At 45.9% G+C, this 19210-nt stretch carries 10 protein-coding genes and 15 tRNA genes; all 25 read left to right on the top strand.

What is annotated here, in order from left to right:
- The first annotated feature begins 7 nt into the window (after positions 1-7).
- Positions 8-80: transfer RNA gene (locus tag A8709_RS03865), tRNA-Val, on the top strand.
- 56 nt (positions 81-136) lie between these two features.
- Positions 137-213, top strand: a tRNA-Met gene (locus A8709_RS03860).
- Positions 214-249: 36 nt separating this feature from the next.
- A tRNA-Val gene (locus A8709_RS03855) sits at positions 250-322 on the top strand.
- A gap of 56 nt (positions 323-378) precedes the next feature.
- A tRNA-Met gene (locus A8709_RS03850) sits at positions 379-455 on the top strand.
- A gap of 34 nt (positions 456-489) precedes the next feature.
- Positions 490-566 (top strand) — tRNA-Asp (locus tag A8709_RS03845).
- A gap of 22 nt (positions 567-588) precedes the next feature.
- Positions 589-664, top strand: a tRNA-Phe gene (locus A8709_RS03840).
- 15 nt (positions 665-679) lie between these two features.
- Positions 680-755: transfer RNA gene (locus A8709_RS03835), tRNA-Thr, on the top strand.
- Positions 756-764: 9 nt separating this feature from the next.
- A tRNA-Tyr gene (locus tag A8709_RS03830) sits at positions 765-846 on the top strand.
- A gap of 13 nt (positions 847-859) precedes the next feature.
- Positions 860-933, top strand: a tRNA-Trp gene (locus A8709_RS03825).
- Positions 934-958: 25 nt separating this feature from the next.
- Positions 959-1031, top strand: a tRNA-His gene (locus A8709_RS03820).
- A gap of 22 nt (positions 1032-1053) precedes the next feature.
- Positions 1054-1125: transfer RNA gene (locus tag A8709_RS03815), tRNA-Gln, on the top strand.
- A gap of 8 nt (positions 1126-1133) precedes the next feature.
- Positions 1134-1208: transfer RNA gene (locus tag A8709_RS03810), tRNA-Gly, on the top strand.
- A gap of 10 nt (positions 1209-1218) precedes the next feature.
- Positions 1219-1292 (top strand) — tRNA-Cys (locus A8709_RS03805).
- A gap of 11 nt (positions 1293-1303) precedes the next feature.
- Positions 1304-1392, top strand: a tRNA-Leu gene (locus A8709_RS03800).
- 19 nt (positions 1393-1411) lie between these two features.
- Positions 1412-1490 (top strand) — tRNA-Leu (locus A8709_RS03795).
- A 227-nt stretch (positions 1491-1717) separates the two neighbouring features.
- Positions 1718-3481 carry a sensor histidine kinase gene (locus A8709_RS03790; RefSeq protein ID WP_244163093.1) on the top strand — a complete coding sequence of 588 codons (1764 nt, stop codon included), beginning with the start codon at positions 1718-1720 and terminating at the stop codon, positions 3479-3481.
- 98 nt (positions 3482-3579) lie between these two features.
- A complete protein-coding gene (locus tag A8709_RS03785) occupies positions 3580-5181 on the top strand; it encodes a response regulator transcription factor (RefSeq protein ID WP_065850857.1) in 1602 nt (533 codons plus the stop codon).
- Between the two features lie 283 nt (positions 5182-5464).
- Complete coding sequence (locus tag A8709_RS03780; RefSeq protein WP_244163087.1) at positions 5465-6595, top strand: glycoside hydrolase family 88 protein; 1131 nt, start codon at positions 5465-5467, stop codon at positions 6593-6595.
- A 162-nt stretch (positions 6596-6757) separates the two neighbouring features.
- Positions 6758-7744: an ABC transporter permease gene (locus tag A8709_RS03775; RefSeq protein ID WP_425262305.1), complete on the top strand. Its 987-nt coding sequence runs from the start codon at positions 6758-6760 to the stop codon at positions 7742-7744.
- Between the two features lie 39 nt (positions 7745-7783).
- Positions 7784-8659, top strand: coding sequence for a carbohydrate ABC transporter permease (locus A8709_RS03770; RefSeq protein WP_065850856.1), 876 nt, complete (start codon positions 7784-7786; stop codon positions 8657-8659).
- A gap of 123 nt (positions 8660-8782) precedes the next feature.
- On the top strand, positions 8783-10459 hold the full coding sequence (locus A8709_RS03765) for an extracellular solute-binding protein (protein ID WP_065850855.1): 1677 nt from the start codon (positions 8783-8785) through the stop codon (positions 10457-10459).
- A 111-nt stretch (positions 10460-10570) separates the two neighbouring features.
- Entirely contained in the window at positions 10571-14146 is a 3576-nt protein-coding gene (locus A8709_RS03760; RefSeq protein WP_065850854.1) for a polysaccharide lyase 8 family protein, read from the top strand.
- Between the two features lie 194 nt (positions 14147-14340).
- Entirely contained in the window at positions 14341-15699 is a 1359-nt protein-coding gene (locus A8709_RS03755) for a hypothetical protein (protein WP_065850853.1), read from the top strand.
- Entirely contained in the window at positions 15668-16759 is a 1092-nt protein-coding gene (locus A8709_RS03750) for an alpha-L-rhamnosidase C-terminal domain-containing protein (protein ID WP_065850852.1), read from the top strand. Before A8709_RS03755 ends, A8709_RS03750 begins: the two co-directional genes overlap by 32 nt.
- 112 nt (positions 16760-16871) lie before the next feature.
- Positions 16872-19085, top strand: a complete 2214-nt coding sequence (locus A8709_RS03745) for a helix-turn-helix domain-containing protein (protein WP_065850851.1) — start codon at positions 16872-16874, stop codon at positions 19083-19085.
- The last annotated feature ends 125 nt before the right edge of the window (positions 19086-19210 follow it).

Below are 19210 nucleotides of genomic sequence, written 5' to 3'. Positions count from 1 at the left end.
TTCCCATGGAGGCTTAGCTCAGCTGGGAGAGCATCTGCCTTACAAGCAGAGGGTCGGCGGTTCGATCCCGTCAGCCTCCATCATGTTTCCTTATGCAAGGCTTGATTTAATAGGAAACCTGACATATACTTAATGACGCGGGGTGGAGCAGCCCGGTAGCTCGTCGGGCTCATAACCCGAAGGCCGCAGGTTCAAATCCTGCCCCCGCAACCAATCTCTNGTCACCATTAAAATTTTGTTTATTCCCATGGAGGCTTAGCTCAGCTGGGAGAGCATCTGCCTTACAAGCAGAGGGTCGGCGGTTCGATCCCGTCAGCCTCCATCATGTTTCCTTATGCAAGGCTTGATTTAATAGGAAACCTGACATATACTTAATGACGCGGGGTGGAGCAGCCCGGTAGCTCGTCGGGCTCATAACCCGAAGGCCGCAGGTTCAAATCCTGCCCCCGCAACCAATCTCTTATCATCAAGAGAAGAATTACTTAGTGTGGAGCTGTGGTGTAGTGGCCTAACATGCCTGCCTGTCACGCAGGAGACCGCGGGTTCGAATCCCGTCAGCTCCGCCATTTTTCTTGCAATATTTAGTTAGGCTTTGTAGCTCAGTCGGTAGAGCAGAGGACTGAAAATCCTCGTGTCGGCGGTTCGATTCCGTCCAAAGCCACCATTTTAAATTAAATAAGCCGTTGTAGCTCAACTGGTAGAGCAACTGACTTGTAATCAGTAGGTTGGGGGTTCAAGTCCTCTCGACGGCACCATTGCTTTGTGGAGGCTTAGTGAAGTGGCTAAACACGGCAGACTGTAAATCTGCTCTCTTCGAGTTCGGTGGTTCGAATCCATCAGCCTCCATTTTCCTTTTTGTAGGGGCATAGTTTAAGGGTAGAACAAAGGTCTCCAAAACCTTTGGTGTGGGTTCAATTCCTGCTGCCCCTGCCAAAAAAGTAAGAAACTTAATATTGTGGCGGTCGTGGCGAAGGGGTTAACGCACCGGTTTGTGGATCCGGCATTCGCGGGTTCAAGTCCCGTCGTCCGCCCATTATTACCTAAGCACTACAATGGGGATTAGCCAAGCGGTAAGGCAACGGACTTTGACTCCGTCATGCCAAGGTTCAAATCCTTGATCCCCAGTTTTATATGCGGAAGTGGCTCAGCGGTAGAGCATCGCCTTGCCAAGGCGAGGGTCGCGGGTTCGATCCCCGTCTTCCGCTCCATTATTACTAAGGCGCCATAGCCAAGTGGTAAGGCAGAGCTCTGCAAAAGCTTTACCCCCAGTTCGAATCTGGGTGGCGCCTCCACAAATTTATAAGCCGGAGTGGCGGAATCGGCAGACGCACAGGACTTAAAATCCTGCGGTAGGTGACTACCGTACCAGTTCAAGTCTGGTCTTCGGCACCATTGTTTTACAAGTAGATATGCCGGCATGGCGGAATGGCAGACGCGCTCGACTCAAAATCGAGTCCGAAAGGGTGGAGGTTCGAGTCCTCTTGCCGGTATACCGAATGGAAGAAGCTCATGAAATCATTTGATTTCATGGGCTTTTTTTCTGTTCAAGGGGTTAACACATTCACAGATGGAGATGGGAATAATCTTTCTGTTTTCATGGATAAAGTATCCAAAATGCTATGTACATGTGTTTTGCAGATAGTAAAATATGTAAGAGATACGTACAATGAAAGATCATAGCTAAAATGAGAATGAGGCGGGGACCCTTTTGAACATAGTGAATTCAGTGCGGTTTAAAATATTTATAGGGTTTGTGATGGTTGTAGGGCCATTGGTCTTGTTTCTTATATTTAATAATGCCTATTCGATGAATGTAGTTCGGGATCAAATCTCCCAAAACTACAACAAGCTTCTACAGCAATACGTGGAGGATACGGATAATACGCTCAAAGAGTTCGATAACTATTTGTTTCATTTATATAGTGATCCGGATGTGATCAATATGAATTTGTATGCTTTAGAATCGGATGACTATGTTCTGGCGAAGCAGAGATTGTTTAATAAGCTCACGCGGCAGCTGGATATTTATAATTTGATCAACACCTTTTTTATATTCTCGAATACAACAGGTGATCTGTTAGTTACGACGAGAGAAAATACTTATTATTATGACCGTGTGCAGACGGTAAAGGAATTCATTGTGGAGAATGCGACGACGCGACCCAATGATAGCTCGAACGGTAACTGGCTCATTATGAAAGCCAAGAATGGTGATCATTATTTGATGAAAATAAATAAGGACTTGGGTGCAGGGCTATCCGGCGGGATTCTCATCAAGATGAGCAGCCTTGTAGAGCCCTTGAGCAAGTGGGACACGGGTGAAGGTGGAGGCACGATTGTTGTCGCACCTGATGGTGCAACACTGACAACGGCGTATTTCCCATTAAAAAGATACCAAAACATAAGTAATCAGATTACGCCCAAAAGCTCGGGATTTCAAATTGTGAAAGATCGGGAGCTTGATCAGCAGTTTTTGATTGTGCGTGAAGCGTCTAGCCATGCAGATCTGGATTTCGAGCTGATTATCGCAGAGAAAAATATATTACAGAATTTGCCGTATTTGCAGCTCCTGATTTACTTTTTACCAGTTGGCGGAGCCTTGGTGCTGGGGGTGTATTTGTTGTATGTGCAGCGTATCCTGTTCAAACCACTCATGCAATTAATTCGCGGGATGCGGAAGCTTGCGCAAGGGGAATTATCGGTACGGCTGCATGAGGGCAGCTCGACGGAATTTGCATTTCTGATCGCTACATTTAATAACATGGTAGATCAGATCGAGAATTTGAAGATTTCGGTGTATGAGGAGAAGATCCGAGTGCAGCAAGCGGAGTTTAAGCATTTGCAAGTGCAGATTAATCCGCATTTCTATATGAACAGTTTGAACATCATCTATAACCTTGCCGCGTTGAAGGATACAAAAGCAGTCCAGAAGATGTCTTTGCATCTGGCGGATTATTTCCGTTTTATTATGCGAACGAACCGGACGACGATGACATTGAAGGATGAAACTGAGCATATTCGCAATTATTTGGAGATTCAGGTGATGCGATATCCGGATCATTTGGTCTTTGATATAGCGCTGCCAGATACATATTGTCATTATGCGATACCTCCGCTTATTGTTCAGCCTTTTGTAGAGAATGCGGTGATTCATGGTTTTACGAAGCAGTATGGGACTTTCGAGATAAAAGTAAGTGCGGAGAAAGATCCTGACGCACCTAATGAGTTCTTTCTTCTGTCCATTAGTGATAATGGAGATGGTTTTCAACCCGAAATGCTGAAGCAATTGAATTCATCGCAGTATTTGGACGAATCGGGAGATGAACATCTAGGGATTTGGAATGTGCGGCATCGTTTGCAAATGAATTATGGCCATCAAGTCGCGCTGAGATTTCAGAATAAACCGGAGAGAGGGGCTCTTGTGCAGATGAGGTTGCCACTGCAATCCTCGAATGTGGAAGGGACGAAAACGGAAGGTTAGACGTGGAAGGGACGAAATAGAAAATTAAACGGGTAAAGACGGATACAGATGTGGAAGGGACGGAAATGGAACGCTAAATTGGGGAAGGGTGGATACGGATGTTTAATTTACTCGTTGTGGATGACGAAAAGATCGCGGTGAAAGGAATTACGATCGGAATCGACTGGGAGCCATTCCCGATTGGACAGATTTATGAGGCGCTTGATGTGAATGAAGCAAAGCTGATTCTGGCGCAGAATCGTATCGACATCATGATCTCGGATATTGAAATGCCTGGTGCGAACGGATTACAGCTGCAAGAATGGGTGCGAACGAATTCACCGCATACAGAGACGATTTTCTTAACGGGGCATGCGAATTTTGAATATGCTCAGCAAGCCGTGCGATTAGGGAGTTTTGATTATGTGCTAAAGCCTGTGGATCATGATCGGTTGCAGGATATTGTGAAGCATGCTATTGAGAAGATTAAAGAGGATCAGGAGCAGTTAGATTTTCATGAAACGTATAAGATGTATTATAGTCATTGGGTTAACGAGTTGCCTTCATTAGTGGAGAAATTTTGGCAGGAGCTTCTTGGAGGTAAAATACCAGTGAATGAGGAGCGGCTGTCTCGAAATTTCCAGATGTATGATATCCCTCTGCAGATGACGAGTACGATTTATCCTATTTTAATAAGCGTAGAGAATTGGAAAGAAGCTTTGAACGCAAGAGATGAAGAGATTATGGAATATGCGATTCGAAAGGCTGCTGCAGAGATCATTGTTGTGGATCAGCTGGGGTGTGTCATTCAAGAGAATGGCTCTACGCTAGTGCTGCTGTATGATGTGGAAGGAAATCAGCCCTCTCTCTCAGATATCAAAGCACGATGTGAAGCGTATATTAGTGCTTGTCATCGCTATTTCCAATGCAGTCTGTCCTGCTATATGGGGGAAATGACGCCGCTTCTCAAGCTTTCGGCGAAGGTAGGGGATCTGTTTCAAGCCGAACGAAATAATGTGACGAGGAGTAACTGCGTCTTGATGGAAAATGAGACGGATCAGCCACTCGTGAATAAGCCGCAAGCGCCGACTTTTGCAGACTGGATGGTGCTGCTGGAAGCTGGGAAGAAAGCGGAACTCGTTGCCCGTATTCAGGAGAACATTGATCGGTTGCAGCATGCGGACATAGGGCCCGAAACGGTGGAAGCGTTCTATTATGGATTGCTGCATGTGGTGTACCATGTTTTGCATAAAAAAGGTTTGGCTGTTCATGATATGCTCCCTCATCAAGAGTTACAGGATTATGGCAATGCGACGCGCTCGCTCAATCAACTCAGGAACTGGGCAGTACGTATCGCGACAATCAGCTGTGACTATATGAATAGTCATCTGAAAGGTGTTTCCGCAGTTACGGCGAAGTTATGCCAGTATATGGACGAACATTTGGATGAAGAGCTTAGCAGAGAGGAGTTAGCAGCCTCTGTTTATCTGAATCCGGCTTATTTATCTCGACTATTTAAGAAAGAGACGGGGTTATCGATCTCCGAATACAGCTTGAAAATACGCATGGAGAAGGCGAAGAAGCTGCTAGCAGAATCGAACGATAAGATCAGCTATGTGGCGGAGCAGGCGGGTTATTCACATTTTTCGTTTTTCGCGAAAATGTTCAAGAAATATACGGGTTTATCGCCACAGGAGTATAGGAAAAACTTTCAGGGCTGATGAAGTGTTGAGGAAACTTTGCAGAAATTGAACGCGGGGAAGAAGTAGATCCAAATTAGAGACCAGTAGCCCTTGTGTGGGTATGCTGGTTTTTTGGCGTGGAGCGAAAGGGAGTCAGTACTGACTGAAGATCAAATAGTTGCCGGAGTGATGCTGCTAAGTGCTGTGTTGCTGTTTGGCTAGCTATTTTGCAATCTTGTTAACAGAACAAAAACATGTATATTGAGCAGAACTCGCGATGTGGATATGCTTGAAGCATTCAACGGATGGGAGTGTTACAGCAATGGCAATGGACACAGAGAAGTGGATAGAGGATGCATGGGGTCATGGTGTAGATAAAATAAAAAGAACGAGCCGACGTGTCGGCGCGGGATTTCCACACGGTTCAACCGAAGGTCAATTTCAGTTGATGTCGCCGCATTATTGGACCGCTGGCTTCTGGCCAGGGTTATTATGGCTCGTCTATCAAGAGGAGCAGGATGAGCAAGCTCGGCGGCTCGCAGAGAGCTGCGAGGAGAAGCTGGATGCTGTGATTGAGGCCTATGAGCCCCTGGATCATGATATGGGCTTCATGTGGACGCTAACTTCAATAGCGAACTGGTACCTGACAGGAAGCGAGGTGTCCAAACGCCGAGCATTGAAGATTGCCAGCCATTTGGCGGGGCGATTCAATATCAAAGGGAATTTCATCCGGGCATGGAACAGCCCTGAGCGAATCGGATGGGCGATCATCGATTGCATGATGAATTTGCCGCTGCTCTACTGGGCGTCGCAACAGACAGGCGACCCTCGCTTTAAACATATCGCAGAGGCGCACGCCGAAATGGCTGCGAAGCAGTTTATCCGCGCGGATGGCTCCGCGTATCATCTGGTCTGCTTCGACCCGGAGACAGGCGAACGGGTCGGAGCTCTTGGGGGCCAAGGCTATGCGGAAGAATCCGCATGGGCACGTGGATCGGCATGGGCGATCTATGGCTCGGTGCTCAGCTACCGCCATACCGGCCGTGCCGATCTCCTGGCCGCTGCGGAGCATGCGGCCGCATTCTTCTTGGCACACTTACCAGAGGATAAGGTGCCGTACTGGGACTTCCGATTGCCGAGCTTCGAGGAGGCATCGCGTGACACGAGTGCCGCAGCGATTGCGGCAAGCGGACTGCTGGATCTAGCCGAGGTATTTGAAGGCGATCAGGCACTCTTTTATAAGGAGCAGGCTTGTACAATCTTGCAGTCCTTAACGACGAACTATCTGGCAGATGATTCGGAAGAAGCGATCCTACTTGCTGGAACAGGCAATGTTCCCATGAATCAGAATGTGAATAAGCCGCTTATTTACGGCGACTATTACTATATGGAAGCACTAGCTAAGCTGAAGGGGCATTCCTCTTTCTGGGAAAGAGGGGCTTCACAAGCCTAATCGATCATCATAATGACATGTATATCCCTAGAAAAAGTGTATATCGGACAGCGAATATCCGCACTACATAAGCCTGTTAACTGATCGAAATCATGTATATTGTACGGATGACGGCTGAGCAGGTACGATGAGTTCAAATTACAGAGCAAGGATGTGACACCGATGAGTCAAGATCACCAGCCTTCAATACCAGCGATGGTTAATCCGAAGGCGAATAAAGTAAGCACCAAAAGCAATTGGTTAGTTAGGAAGTATGGCAAACGCGTACTGAAACAGAACATTCCTTTATACATCATGTTTGTGCCCGTCATCCTCTTCTTCCTAATCTTTAAATATTATCCGATGACGGGGCTCGTGATTGCTTTTAAGAAATACAGCTTCATTAAAGGGGTTTGGGGCAGTCCTTGGGCCGGCTTGGATAGTTTTAAAATGATTTTCCAGAGCCCACAAATAAGGAGTATCATCTGGAACACCTTGAAACTAAGTGGCTTAAGTATCATTATCGGCTTCCCGATACCGATTGTCCTGGCGCTCCTCCTGAATGAAGTCAGGAAGATGCAGTTCAAACGACTCGTTCAAACGCTCGTGTACCTGCCGCATTTTCTGAACTGGGTCATCGTCGGAGGTATTGTCGTTACTATCTTCTCACAAAGTACGGGCACGCTTAATCATGTAATTGAAAAGCTTTTTGGAGAGTCTTATCCCTTCTTATATAAGGAATTCTCGTGGGTTTCGATCTTTGTCGCCTCAGGGGTTTGGAAGGAAGCCGGTTGGAACGCGATTATTTACTTGGCAGCGCTGACGTCTATCGATCAAAGCTTATATGAAGCAGCGAGTATGGATGGCGCTAATAAATGGCAGCAAACAACCAAGATTACGTTACCGGCCCTTATGCCAACGATCATAATTATGTTGATTTTGAAAATCGGGCATCTGATGGAACTAGGCTTTGATCAAGTGTATGTCCTCCAGAATAATGCGGTATCTGAGATCTCAGAAGTGATTAGTACGTTTATGTACAAAATTGGGATCCAGCAAGCCAATTTTAGCCTTGCAACAGCGATGGGGCTGTTCGAATCCTTGGTGGGCTTACTCCTAGTTATCTCGGCCAATCGGATCGCACGTCGCTTCGGCCAAGGTTTATGGTAATCGCATAATTGAACTAACATTATAAAGAAGGAGAAGCCTATGAAACATACACGAGGAGAGAAACTATTTTACATCATCAACTACATCTTTCTACTTCTAATTGGTCTTAGTTGTGTACTGCCGCTCATTCATATTCTAGCGCTTTCGTTTAGCGATAAGCATGCGTTAATGTCAGGAACGATTAGTTTTTGGCCCGTTAATTTCAGCTTGGGGGGCTACAGGGCGCTGTTTAAAGAAAGTCCAATCTTTCAGGATTTTACGAATAGTGTAATTATAACGGTGGTGGGTACATCTTTAAATATGGTGTTCACTATACTTGCCGCTTACCCTTTGTCAAAACGTTATTTTATTGGGCGCAGCGTCTACTCATTCGCGATTATTTTCACCATGATTTTCACAGCAGGATTAATTCCTAACTACTTATTGCTCAAAAGCTTAGGGCTGATTAATAGCTACGGAGCTTTATGGCTGCCAGGGTTAATAGCTGTCTATAATCTTTTGGTATTGCGCAGCTTTTTTGAAGGGCTTCCCGAAGAACTCGAAGAGGCATCACGGATCGATGGCTGTTCCGAATGGCGATTGATCATCCAAATCGTGCTTCCGTTGTCCTTACCTGTATTGGCTGCTTTATCGCTGTTCTACGGCGTTACACATTGGAATGCTTTCATGAATGTCCTTATTTATATCAATGACTCTAATAAGTTGAATTTAGCTGTGCTCGTACAGCAGATGATCCAGAATCAGACGCTGATGCAGGAGTTGACGTCGACGCAGCCTGATTTAGCAGCAGCCATTACGCCGGAGGGTGTTAAAGCGGCAGGTGTTATCGTGATGACGTTGCCTATGTTAATTGTGTATCCGTTCCTGCAGCGTTTCTTTGTCAAAGGTGTCATGATCGGTGCTGTCAAAGGATAATGGTAATTCTCTGAAAGGGGTGATGCGAAGCGCTAAACGTGGTAGTCTTAATTTTAAATGTGATGAAATAATCGGGGTTATCTTGAAAATGCACGTACAAATCATGAGGGGTGACTTATTCATATGAAAAAAATCAACAAAATGAAAGCGGCAACAGTTACTTTGGCCTTGGTACTCTCAAGCACGACGCTGCTTGCGGCATGTGGAACAGATAAAGACAAGACGGATAGTGCAACAACGACGCCAAGCGCTGCAAGCACAGCTGCGGCAACAGCGAAACCAGCGGGGCCCAAGCCGAAAATTACCGTTTCCATATATGATCGTAACAATGTCCCTGAGGGTGAAGGTACAATTACGAATAACCGCTGGACGAAGTGGATTAATGAGAATGCACCAGTGCAAGTTGAGTTTATCCCTGTTCCACGTACGAACTCTTCGGAGAAGTGGAATGTTCTGTTCGCTTCAGGACAAGCGCCTGACTTAATCATGGAATTTTCGAATCCTTATATGAAGGACTTGGCATCCAAAGGGCAAATCATTCCGCTGGATGATGCTATTTCGAAGTATTCCACCACTTACAAAAAGATGATCGCTGGCAATGAGTCCCTGCAGAAATTAACGAGATTTAATGGGAAAACGTATTTCTTTGGTCGCACGCTGCCTTTTGCAGCTAACCATTATGTGATGATTCGTCAGGACTGGCTGGATAAATTGAAGCTTCCAATGCCAAAAACAACAGAAGAGTATCTCCAAGTTGCGAAAGCGTTCACAGAGCAGGACCCTGATGGTAATGGCAAGAAGGATACACTTGGTTCGACTTTCTGGGATGTGGACTATATGTACCAATTAGGGCAAGCGAGTGATGAGACATTGCCGATGATCACGTCCTATCATCTGATCAATGATCAATATGTGCGGACATGGGATCGTCCAAAAGCAGATTTAGCATTTAAAAAGAGCCTATATGATGCTGGCGCTATCGATAAAGATACGTTCACAGATAAAAATGGTGCTAAAGCTCAGCAGGATTGGGTAAACGGCAAGCTTGGCATTTATGGTTCAGATGTGTTAGAAGGAGCTAAAGGATACGAAGTTTACAATACGCTGATCAAAAATAATCCAGATGCCAAAGTAGCGATTCTACCACTTCCGAAGTCTGAAATTGGTCAATTCTCACCTGCTGGTGCCGTACCAATGCAATTTACGTCCGCTATCAATGCAACTGCCAAAAACGTAGAAGCCGTTGTGCAATATGTGGATTGGTTAATGAAGCCTGAAGTCCAACAGACGTTGATGTATGGCTTTGAAGGCGTTAACTACAAGATGGTAGACGGTTGTCCGAAACCAATTGATGCAGAGAAAAACAAGAAAGAATTAAATTGGAATGGCGATTTCCAAATGATGTCTCAAACAGGCGAGATGGGGAAATGTGTGGATTATACGAACACATTGGATCCTTCGAAGCCGGTTGATAAAGCGTATACTGACTTGATTAAGCAAGGTAGAGCGGCTTATATCACGCCAGACCGTCCAACAACATCCGAGATCGTGCTTCCCGTTACACTGACGGATGATCTGACAGTTATTAAGAATACATTGAAAAATACACTAACCAATATTTATACAAAAGCTGTTGTCGGTGGATCAGGGTATACCGTTGAACAAGCGATGAAAGATGCACAAGATGCTTGGGAAAAAGGCGGCGGTAAGAAAGTCGATGACTTCTATACGAAAGCCTATACGGATAATAAGAAAGACGTTATTTACACGAAAGATTACTATAAGTTGTTGACGAAATAATGAAAGTATTGACGTAATAAGTTAAATTTCTTGCATTACATTATGAGCTTCCTTCCTGCTGAAAATGAGTTCGGAAGGAAGCTTATTTTTCCAATATGAAGGAGGTTAATTATGTTAATGGGTAGATTTCATTTTTTGAAAGCGCTTATATTAGTGTTTGCTATGATTGTCAATGTAGTGGCACTGCCCATTCACCCTGCCTATGCGGCAGATGAGTATGACACACTACGAGCGAAAATTTATGATTTTACTACTGGAGGTTCTACCTACGATCCAGCTGATCCAGACATTAGTGGCAAGATCACCAATATTACGACTCTTGCTCAGACGAACTGGGATACGATGAATAAGAGTGCAGGAAGAACCTACCTGTGGAGTGACATGGCAACAACAACGGAATCAGAGCACGTATCAGGGAGTTATCAGCGGTTAGAAGCGATGACACTGGCTTATGTGACAAGAGGTTCAACGCTTCAAAATAACGCAGCTTTGCTGTCGGATATTATCAGTGCTATGGATTGGATGTACACGAACAGATATAATACCAGCGTTCCTAAACGAGGTTATGACAATTGGTTTGACTGGCAAATCTCCTCGCCACTCAGCATTAATAACATTACGACATGGATTTATGGCAGTTTAACCTCAACACAGATAAATAATTGGCATGCTGTCATCGACTACCAAGCGCTGCAATGGGGAGCGGGTCTGACTGGAGCCAATCGCGTATGGGCTTGCAACATTAAAATAACTAGTGGAATTATTGTCAAGAACAGCGCCAAAATCATAGAAGGCAGAGATCAACTTAGTTCGGTATTTGATTATGTAACTTCCGGCGAAGGCATGTATAGCGATGGCTCTTTTATTCAACATACGGCTTTCATCCCTTATAACGGAGGTTATGGTATCAACTTGCTCGATAATCTGACCAAGGTGATGTATATCGTAGCAGGTTCTACTTGGGACATAACGGATCCGGATGTGAATAATATCTATCAATGGATTTACAATGCGTTTGAACCGCTATTTGTTAATAACTCCATGCTAGATATGGTCAGAGGAAGGAACATTGCCAGATTTGCGAGCGATGATAATGGATCAACGTCTATGGGGGCACTTGGTGCATCTGTGGTAAGAATGGCTTTGTCCGCTCCCTCCGCTAGCGATCGGGCAGCTTATAAATCGATGGTCAAAAAGTGGATGTTGGAGTCTACATCTCCTACGAAGTATTCGGATTTAGTCATGATCAGCTCTATCGTGCAAACGAAACAAATCATGAGTGATGCTTCTGTAACAACAAGAGCTTCGCTTACTATGAACAAACAATATCCTAATATGGCTAGAGCTGTTCACCTTAGACCGGGATTTACATTTGGCATCAGCATGTCTTCCGATAAAATCGCCAATTTTGAAAGTATCAATAATGAGAATTTAAGGGGTTGGCATACCGGGGACGGGATGACCTATCTGTATAATTCAGATTTGAGCCAGTATAAAGATTCCTTCTGGCCTACGGTAAACAGCTATCGCTTGCCAGGCACGACGGTTAACCAGAACACAACAGCAGCAACCAATGTCAAAAATCCGAATAGTTGGGTTGGAGGCACGGAGATCTCAGGGCAATACGGAATTTCAGGCATGCAATACACGGCTAATGGATATACGCTGAAGGCGAAGAAATCATGGTTCATGTTTGATGATGAGATCGTCAGTCTAGGTGCCGGCATTACGTCCACGGACAACAAAGTTGCTGAAACGATCGTTGAAAACCGAAAGCTTAACGGCAGCGGTAACAACGCACTTACTGTCAACGGTGCTGCAAAGTCAACCGCATTAGGTTGGAGTGAAACGATGACTGGCGTGAACCGGATTCATTTGGCCGGAAGTGTGGCAGGGTCAGACATCGGTTACTATTTCCCGACAACGACAACGCTTAAAGGTTTGCGAGAGTCACGTACAGATCAATGGTCTAGTATCAACCAATATTATGTAGGTACGGATTACACGACGAACCATACGAACAATTTTATGAATTTGTGGTTTGATCACGGGACGAATCCGACAAACGGTCAATATTCCTATGTGCTGCTGCCGGGCAAGTCCAGTGGAGAAGTAGATACGTATGCCGCAAACCCGGACATTACGGTCGTTGAGAATTCAACGGATGCACAGGCTGTGAAGGAAAATACGCTAGGAATACTAGGCATTAACTTTTGGAATGATGCGGTAAAAACGGTGAGCAGTGTCACCAGTAACAAAAAGGCATCCGTCCTGGTACGCACGAGTGAGAACGGAACGGAAGTTTCCGTATCCGATCCAACGAAGGCAAATACAGGCACCATTCAACTTACGATTGCGCAAAATCTGGGACCGGTCGCTTATAAGGATTCACGGATTACTGCCAGCACCAGCGGTGGTACGACCACCCTTACTGTGAATGTGAGCGGTGCCGGAGGGAACAGTATTAAAGTATTTTTTGCAACACCTACTGCAGGCCCAATTACTGGCTATACAGTGAACGAAAATTTTAATGAGATGACGCCTGGTTCGCTGACTGGGCAAAATGGCTGGATTTTCAATAACGCAGGCGTGGCTGAGAATACCGTTGTCGTTCAGCCGACGAACAGCGCTAACACCGAGAAGTCGCTGAAAGTAACGACAGGTTCAACAAGCGGAGGTGCTGAAGCTTATCGACTTTTCAACGCGCCTCAAGGGGGTTATATCACAGCTGAGGCTACTGTAACGGTTGACGACAGCAACTGGAAAAACGCCTTAATCATAGCGGACAACAGCTTAACTGCCAATAACGTAGCGGCACAATTGGTTATGCAAAGCGGTAAAATTTGGGGCTATAATGGCAGCACCAAAACCGATGTTCTAACGGGGATTACGAGTGGCCAGCCGTACAGATTAAAGGTTATTATCAATACATCTACGAAAAAATACGATGTTTATGTCAACGATACGCAGCTCGCTACGGGCTGGAATTATCGATTCACAGGAGTGAACACGCTTGACAAGTTCTCTACCTCCATCGCCGGTAATGCCAGCTCGATGAGCGTAGACGATGTGAAAGTATCGTATGCACCGCTTACTTTGACGTCTCTTATCGATGAGAACTTTAACACTATGACTCTCGGCAACCTGAATGGGCAAGGCGGATGGGTGTTCGATAACGGCGGCGTGTCAGGGAATACAGGGGTCGTGCAGATGGTGAGCGGATCGGCGACTAACAAAGCCGCCAAATTGACAACTACGTCCATGAGCGGCAAAGCCGAGGCGTATAAGGTGTTTACCGCACCAGCAGGCAGTACAGTTATTGCAGAAGCGACTGTGACCGCAGATGACAACAACTGGAAGAACGCGTTGATCGTCGCTGACAGCAGCCTCACCTCGAGCAGCATTGCTGCTCATCTCATTATGCAGAACGGCAGAATCTGGGGCTATAACGGGGGGACACAAACGAACGTGCTGACCTCGATCACGAACGGCGTACCGTACCGTCTCAAAGTGGTTATCAACACAGCAACGAAAAAGTTCGATGTCTACGTGAACGGCGAGTTACGAGGCTCGCAATGGAACTATCGGTATACCGGTCTCACGAAAGTCGATATGGTAGACGCATCGATCGGCGGCAATGCGAGCTCGATGAGTGTAGATGACGTCAAAGTGAGCTATAATCCGTAAGATTACCAAGTAGATCAGTATACATATAGGCTGCCTAAAAATATAAGCTCCTCTTTTTATTAGTCAGGTTGAATAACCACTAATGGAAGAGGAGCTTTTTTTTGTGCAAAAAGAGAGCACATGTTAATCCAGCAAAGAAATGTAGATTGATAGGACGTACCCAAATCGATATGGTAATGAAGGAGGTGTTTAGATTGCGTATACTGTTTGCTGACTTACCCTATCAAGGACAAATAGAGCAAAATCAATCCCAGAAACCTTGGGAACAGACGACGGGTTGGTCATGCCGATGGGTGACATGTAGCGAAGCGGGAGAGCCTCCCTATGTCATCGTCTACCGCTGCCTATTCACTTTAAATGAAGCCCTTCGTGTAAGGATACACGTATCTGGTGACGAAAGGTATGAGCTATATTTGGATCATACAAGGATCGGCCGAGGCAGCGAGCGTGGAGACCGCAGCAATTGGTTCTATGAAACGTATGAGGTTGACATTCCCGCAGGAGAACATCAATGGATTGGGCGCTGCTGGGCGCTAGGCGAGTATAAGCCTTGGGCGCAAATCAGCGTACAACCAGGTTTTTTGCTTAGTCCGGATGAGGTAGCACTCGCACCTCTGATGGGAACCGGCGTGGCTCAGTGGGAAGCGAAGCCAATGCCGGGCTATCGTTTTGTCCCGTTGCCTTCGAGCATCGGTACTGGCGCCAAGCTGGATATTGACGGCGCTTCCTTTGATTGGGAGGCCATGTCCGGGGAGGGTGTCGGTTGGTTTCCGGCACAGCCAGGGGAGCATGTCTACCATAGGACGGATAATTACCATTTTTCGACGACACAGCGTCTAATGCGTCCGGCTGTATTGCCCGCGATGCATGCGGTTAACATCAAGCCGAGCACAGTACGCTTCGTTGAGCAAGCCGGCATCCTGGAGTCGGGCGGACAACCGATCGACGCAAGTCGCGATTTAATAGAAGAGCATGAGCAATGGAATGGTTTACTTATAGGACAGCCCTTGTACATGCCAGCTCATACCCGAAGACGCGTCATACTCGATTTGGACGACTACTATTGTTTTTACCCTGAACTTGTCGTATCGGGAGGGAAAGGTGCTGTTATTCAACTTCATTGGGAGGAGACCCTCTACGATGAAGCGGATGGCGGACGCAAGACGAATCGGAATGACATTGAAGGTAAATGGTTCAAAGGATACGGCGATACGTTTCGTCCCGATGGGGGATTGGGCAGACAATTTGAAACATTGTGGTGGCACGCGGGACGTTATGGCGAGCTGATCGTGGAAACGAAAAGTGAAGGGTTGTATCTTAACGAGTTTAGACTGCAGGAAACGAGATATCCATTAGAGATGGAAGGTTTTATTCATTCCAGCGATGAACGCCTAAATCAAGTCATGACCAAATCTTTCAGGACGCTGCAAATGTGTGCGCACGAAACCTATATGGATTGCCCATATTGGGAGCAGCTTATGTATGTAGGGGACACAACGTATTCAGTCGCTGGTTACCTACGTGAGTACGCTCGACGATCGATTACCACGTAAAGCGCTGGACATGTTCCGAGCTTCTCGCAACAACCATCTTGGACTTGTGAATTGTGCTTACCCGGAACAAGGCGGCAAACATATTTCCTCATTCTCCTTGTGGTGGGTGGCGATGGTCTATGATTATGCTCTCTGGAGAGGTGATTCGGAATGGGTTCGTTCCATGATGAGCAGTGTCCGGGATGAATTGGATCGGTTATTGGTCCAACGTTCCTCGCAGGGTGCGGTAAAGCTGCCTATTTCATGGAACTTCATGGACTGGCAGACGGCGCCCTCAGAGGCTTGGAACTCGGGTACACCGCCGCATGGCGAGGATCGATTGAATGCGGCCTTCAACCTGCAGATGATTCATACGTTGGAGCTGGTTGCCAAGCTAGAAGCTTACTTAGGTGAAACAGAGCTGGAATTACGAACAAGACGGCTGGCTGAGGAACTGAGCAATGTGGCTTTGCAGCTATTCTGGAATGAGGAGCGGGGGCTATTCGCCGATGATACTGGTCATCAGTATTATTCGGAGCATGCGCAGGTGCTTGCCTTATTATGTGAGTCTATTCCATCGAATCTCAACCGTCGTCTTGTACCAGGTATGCTGAAGGCCAAGGACCTGATGCGCACAAGTATTTATTTCGATCATTATACATTCGAAGCGTTAGCGTCTACAAGTCATATAGAGGAGCTGTTAGCCAGATTCGAGCCTTGGTTTGGGATGGAGGCGAATGGTCTTCGAACGACGCCGGAAATTTTCCTAGATTCTACACGATCGGACTGCCATGCATGGGGGGCTCACCCGATCTACCATGTATACACCAACTTGCTTGGCATTCGCCCTGCATCAATGGGTTTTACATCGGTCGTGATTCGTCCGCAGCCAGGATCTTTAACCCATCTGCACAGTAAGCTTCCGCACCCGAAAGGTTGTATGGAAGTGAGATTGGAGAGCAGGGGAAGTCATTGGCATATCGAAGTCACACTACCCCAGGGTTTGCCCGGCACTTTGGTGTTGGGCAATGACCATTATCCACTAAAAACAGGTCAAAATAAATTTGAATTTCCAGTATGAGGAAGATACGCTCTCCTGTTAACTCCGCGAAAGGATGTATATTGCCCGTTCACCACATCAAGGATAGAATGGTAAGATAATCACCCTTTTACAGTGAAGGAGAGAGCCCAACTTGAGAAGAAATTGGTTCCATCGCTTGCTACTTTCCTATGTTCCTGTACTCATTCTTATCGTTTGTTTATTCGTATTTATCGGGGTCGTTCAGCTCAATGACCTGTCCCGCAAAGAAGCCCTAAAATCCAGTGGCGTATATGTGCAAAATATCCAAAGCAGCATTGATATGTCGCTGAACTCCATAGAAATGATGATGCTGGAAACCATAACTCGGAATATGAAACTGACGACCTTCGCAGGGATGCAAAGTGATTCGGCCTTCTTCATCGAACTTTCCCAGTTGCTTCAGAACTTAACAGCTACCCATCCGTGGATTGATTCTGCCTACTTATATCGGGCAGCTGATGGGACGGTTATTAGTGATAAAACAAAGCTGAATGTGGAGCAATTTGCCGATAAACCATTCATAGATAGCCATCTGAACCACCCTGAGCAAGATAGTTGGAGTATCCCTCGTTCCTTTCGGACGCTGAAGGATTGGAATTCAGAAGGCATGGTTATTTCGATGGCTAAAGGCGTGCCGTTGCAAAGTAAAGGTATTGCCATGTTGGTCATTAATGTCAAAGTCGGTGCCATCCAAGAGTTTCTGAGTAAATACGGCACATCTGAAGTGAATCAAATCGCAGTCAGTGACAGCGAAGGTCATAAGATTTTTGAACAAGTAGGTAAGAATCCGAAAGTGAATGATTTTACATACATATCCAACTACACAGGTTGGACGTTCACGAGTTCATTGAAGAAAGAAGAATTGGGCAATGTGTTTAACTACATGAAGAGTGGTTGGTTCATTGTCGGGTTCTTAGGTTTGCTGTTAGCCATTGGTTGGATTGTGTACATTACTCGTAAAAATTATAAACCGATTGAGACCATTATGTCCCGAATCGAGAAATACAATCAGATCCATAAAGAGCATCCGATTCAGGGACCGACGGTGGATGAGCTTAGTTATATTGATTACACGCTGAGCAGCATTATTGAGGTTAGCCAAGAATACCAGAATCAGAGTCTCGTGAATCAGAAGTATCGACGTGTTCAGCTATTTCATGAAATTGTAGATGGCAGCCATCCTTTGGATCAAGCAGAATGGCACAATGAGATGGCAGAGCTGAGCATGAAGCAACTGGGAAGTGCTGCGGTAAGTATCATTGAAATTGATAAATATCTCGAGTTTATTAGTGGGCATTCACGCGAAGATCAGGGGCTCTTTAAGTATATTTTGAGAAAAGTGGTGGAGGAAACGGCGGAAGCCGGGGGAGTGCGCATTTGGCAGGAATGGGTTACGAACCATCGGTTATGTCTTATTTTCCTGGAAGAACAGCCTGAGATTCGCATGGAGTCAACGATGTTATCGCTGATGGATCAAATCCGTCAATGGATGCAGGACAATTTAAAGTTGACCGTGACCGCAGGTTTAGGATGTACAGTAACCGAGGTAAATACCATATCGCAGTCCTATGAATCTGCAGCAAGAGCGCTTGATTATAAATCGGCGCTTGGCAGTAACCGTGTCATCGGTCATTGGGAAATCGAGCTGCTGTCCCATGATGATCTCTATGTGTACTTACAATATGTCCGGACGATCGCCCAAGCTTTCCGGGTAGGCAATGAAGGCTGGCAAGAGCAGTTAAGGCTTTTGTTTGAAGGGTTAAAAAGACTGTTGCTGCCTAAAGAAGAGATTAGCGGCATTCTGAGTTATATGAACTATTATTTCTACCGGGAAATGATGGAGCTGCCTCCGGAATATCAGGAATTGTGGAATCGCGAGTTTCCGACACCATGGGATGAGAATATAGATGCGCTCGAAACATTAGACGAGTTAGAATTCTTTTATTCCAATACGCTTTCATCATGTGCGAAGAAAATGGAAGCGATACGTGAAAGTAAAGGGAATCATGGTGTCGTGCAAAGGGTGAAGGATTACCTTGAGGAGAACTTCAGTAATCCTAATCTATCTTTGTCGGGGCTAAGCGACCAATTTCATATGAATCCATCCAGCTTGAGCACGTTGTTCAAAGAGGACTTCGGTGAGAAGTTCGTTGTGTATCTCTGTCAGATTCGGATGGAGCACGCGAAGGAACTGTTGAGAGGGACGACACTCTCTATTCAAGACATTTCGGAGCGGGTAGGTTATTTACATCAGATGTCTTTCATACGGGCATTTAAGAAAATGATAGGAACAACACCAGGCGATTATCGTAAGGTACACCAGTAAGAGCGTCCGCTATCATACCAGAGGTCGTCTGAACCTCCATTTCCACAATCGATGTGGTGATGGAGGTTTATTTTATGTAGAAAAGACCGCATGTTAATGCTGCAAAGAAATGTAGATTGATAGGG

The sequence above is a fragment of the Paenibacillus pectinilyticus genome (genome assembly GCF_001700435.1).
GTDB classification, from domain to species: Bacteria; Bacillota; Bacilli; order Paenibacillales; family NBRC-103111; genus Paenibacillus_E; species Paenibacillus_E pectinilyticus.
This window is presented reverse-complemented; position numbering and strand designations above follow the sequence as displayed.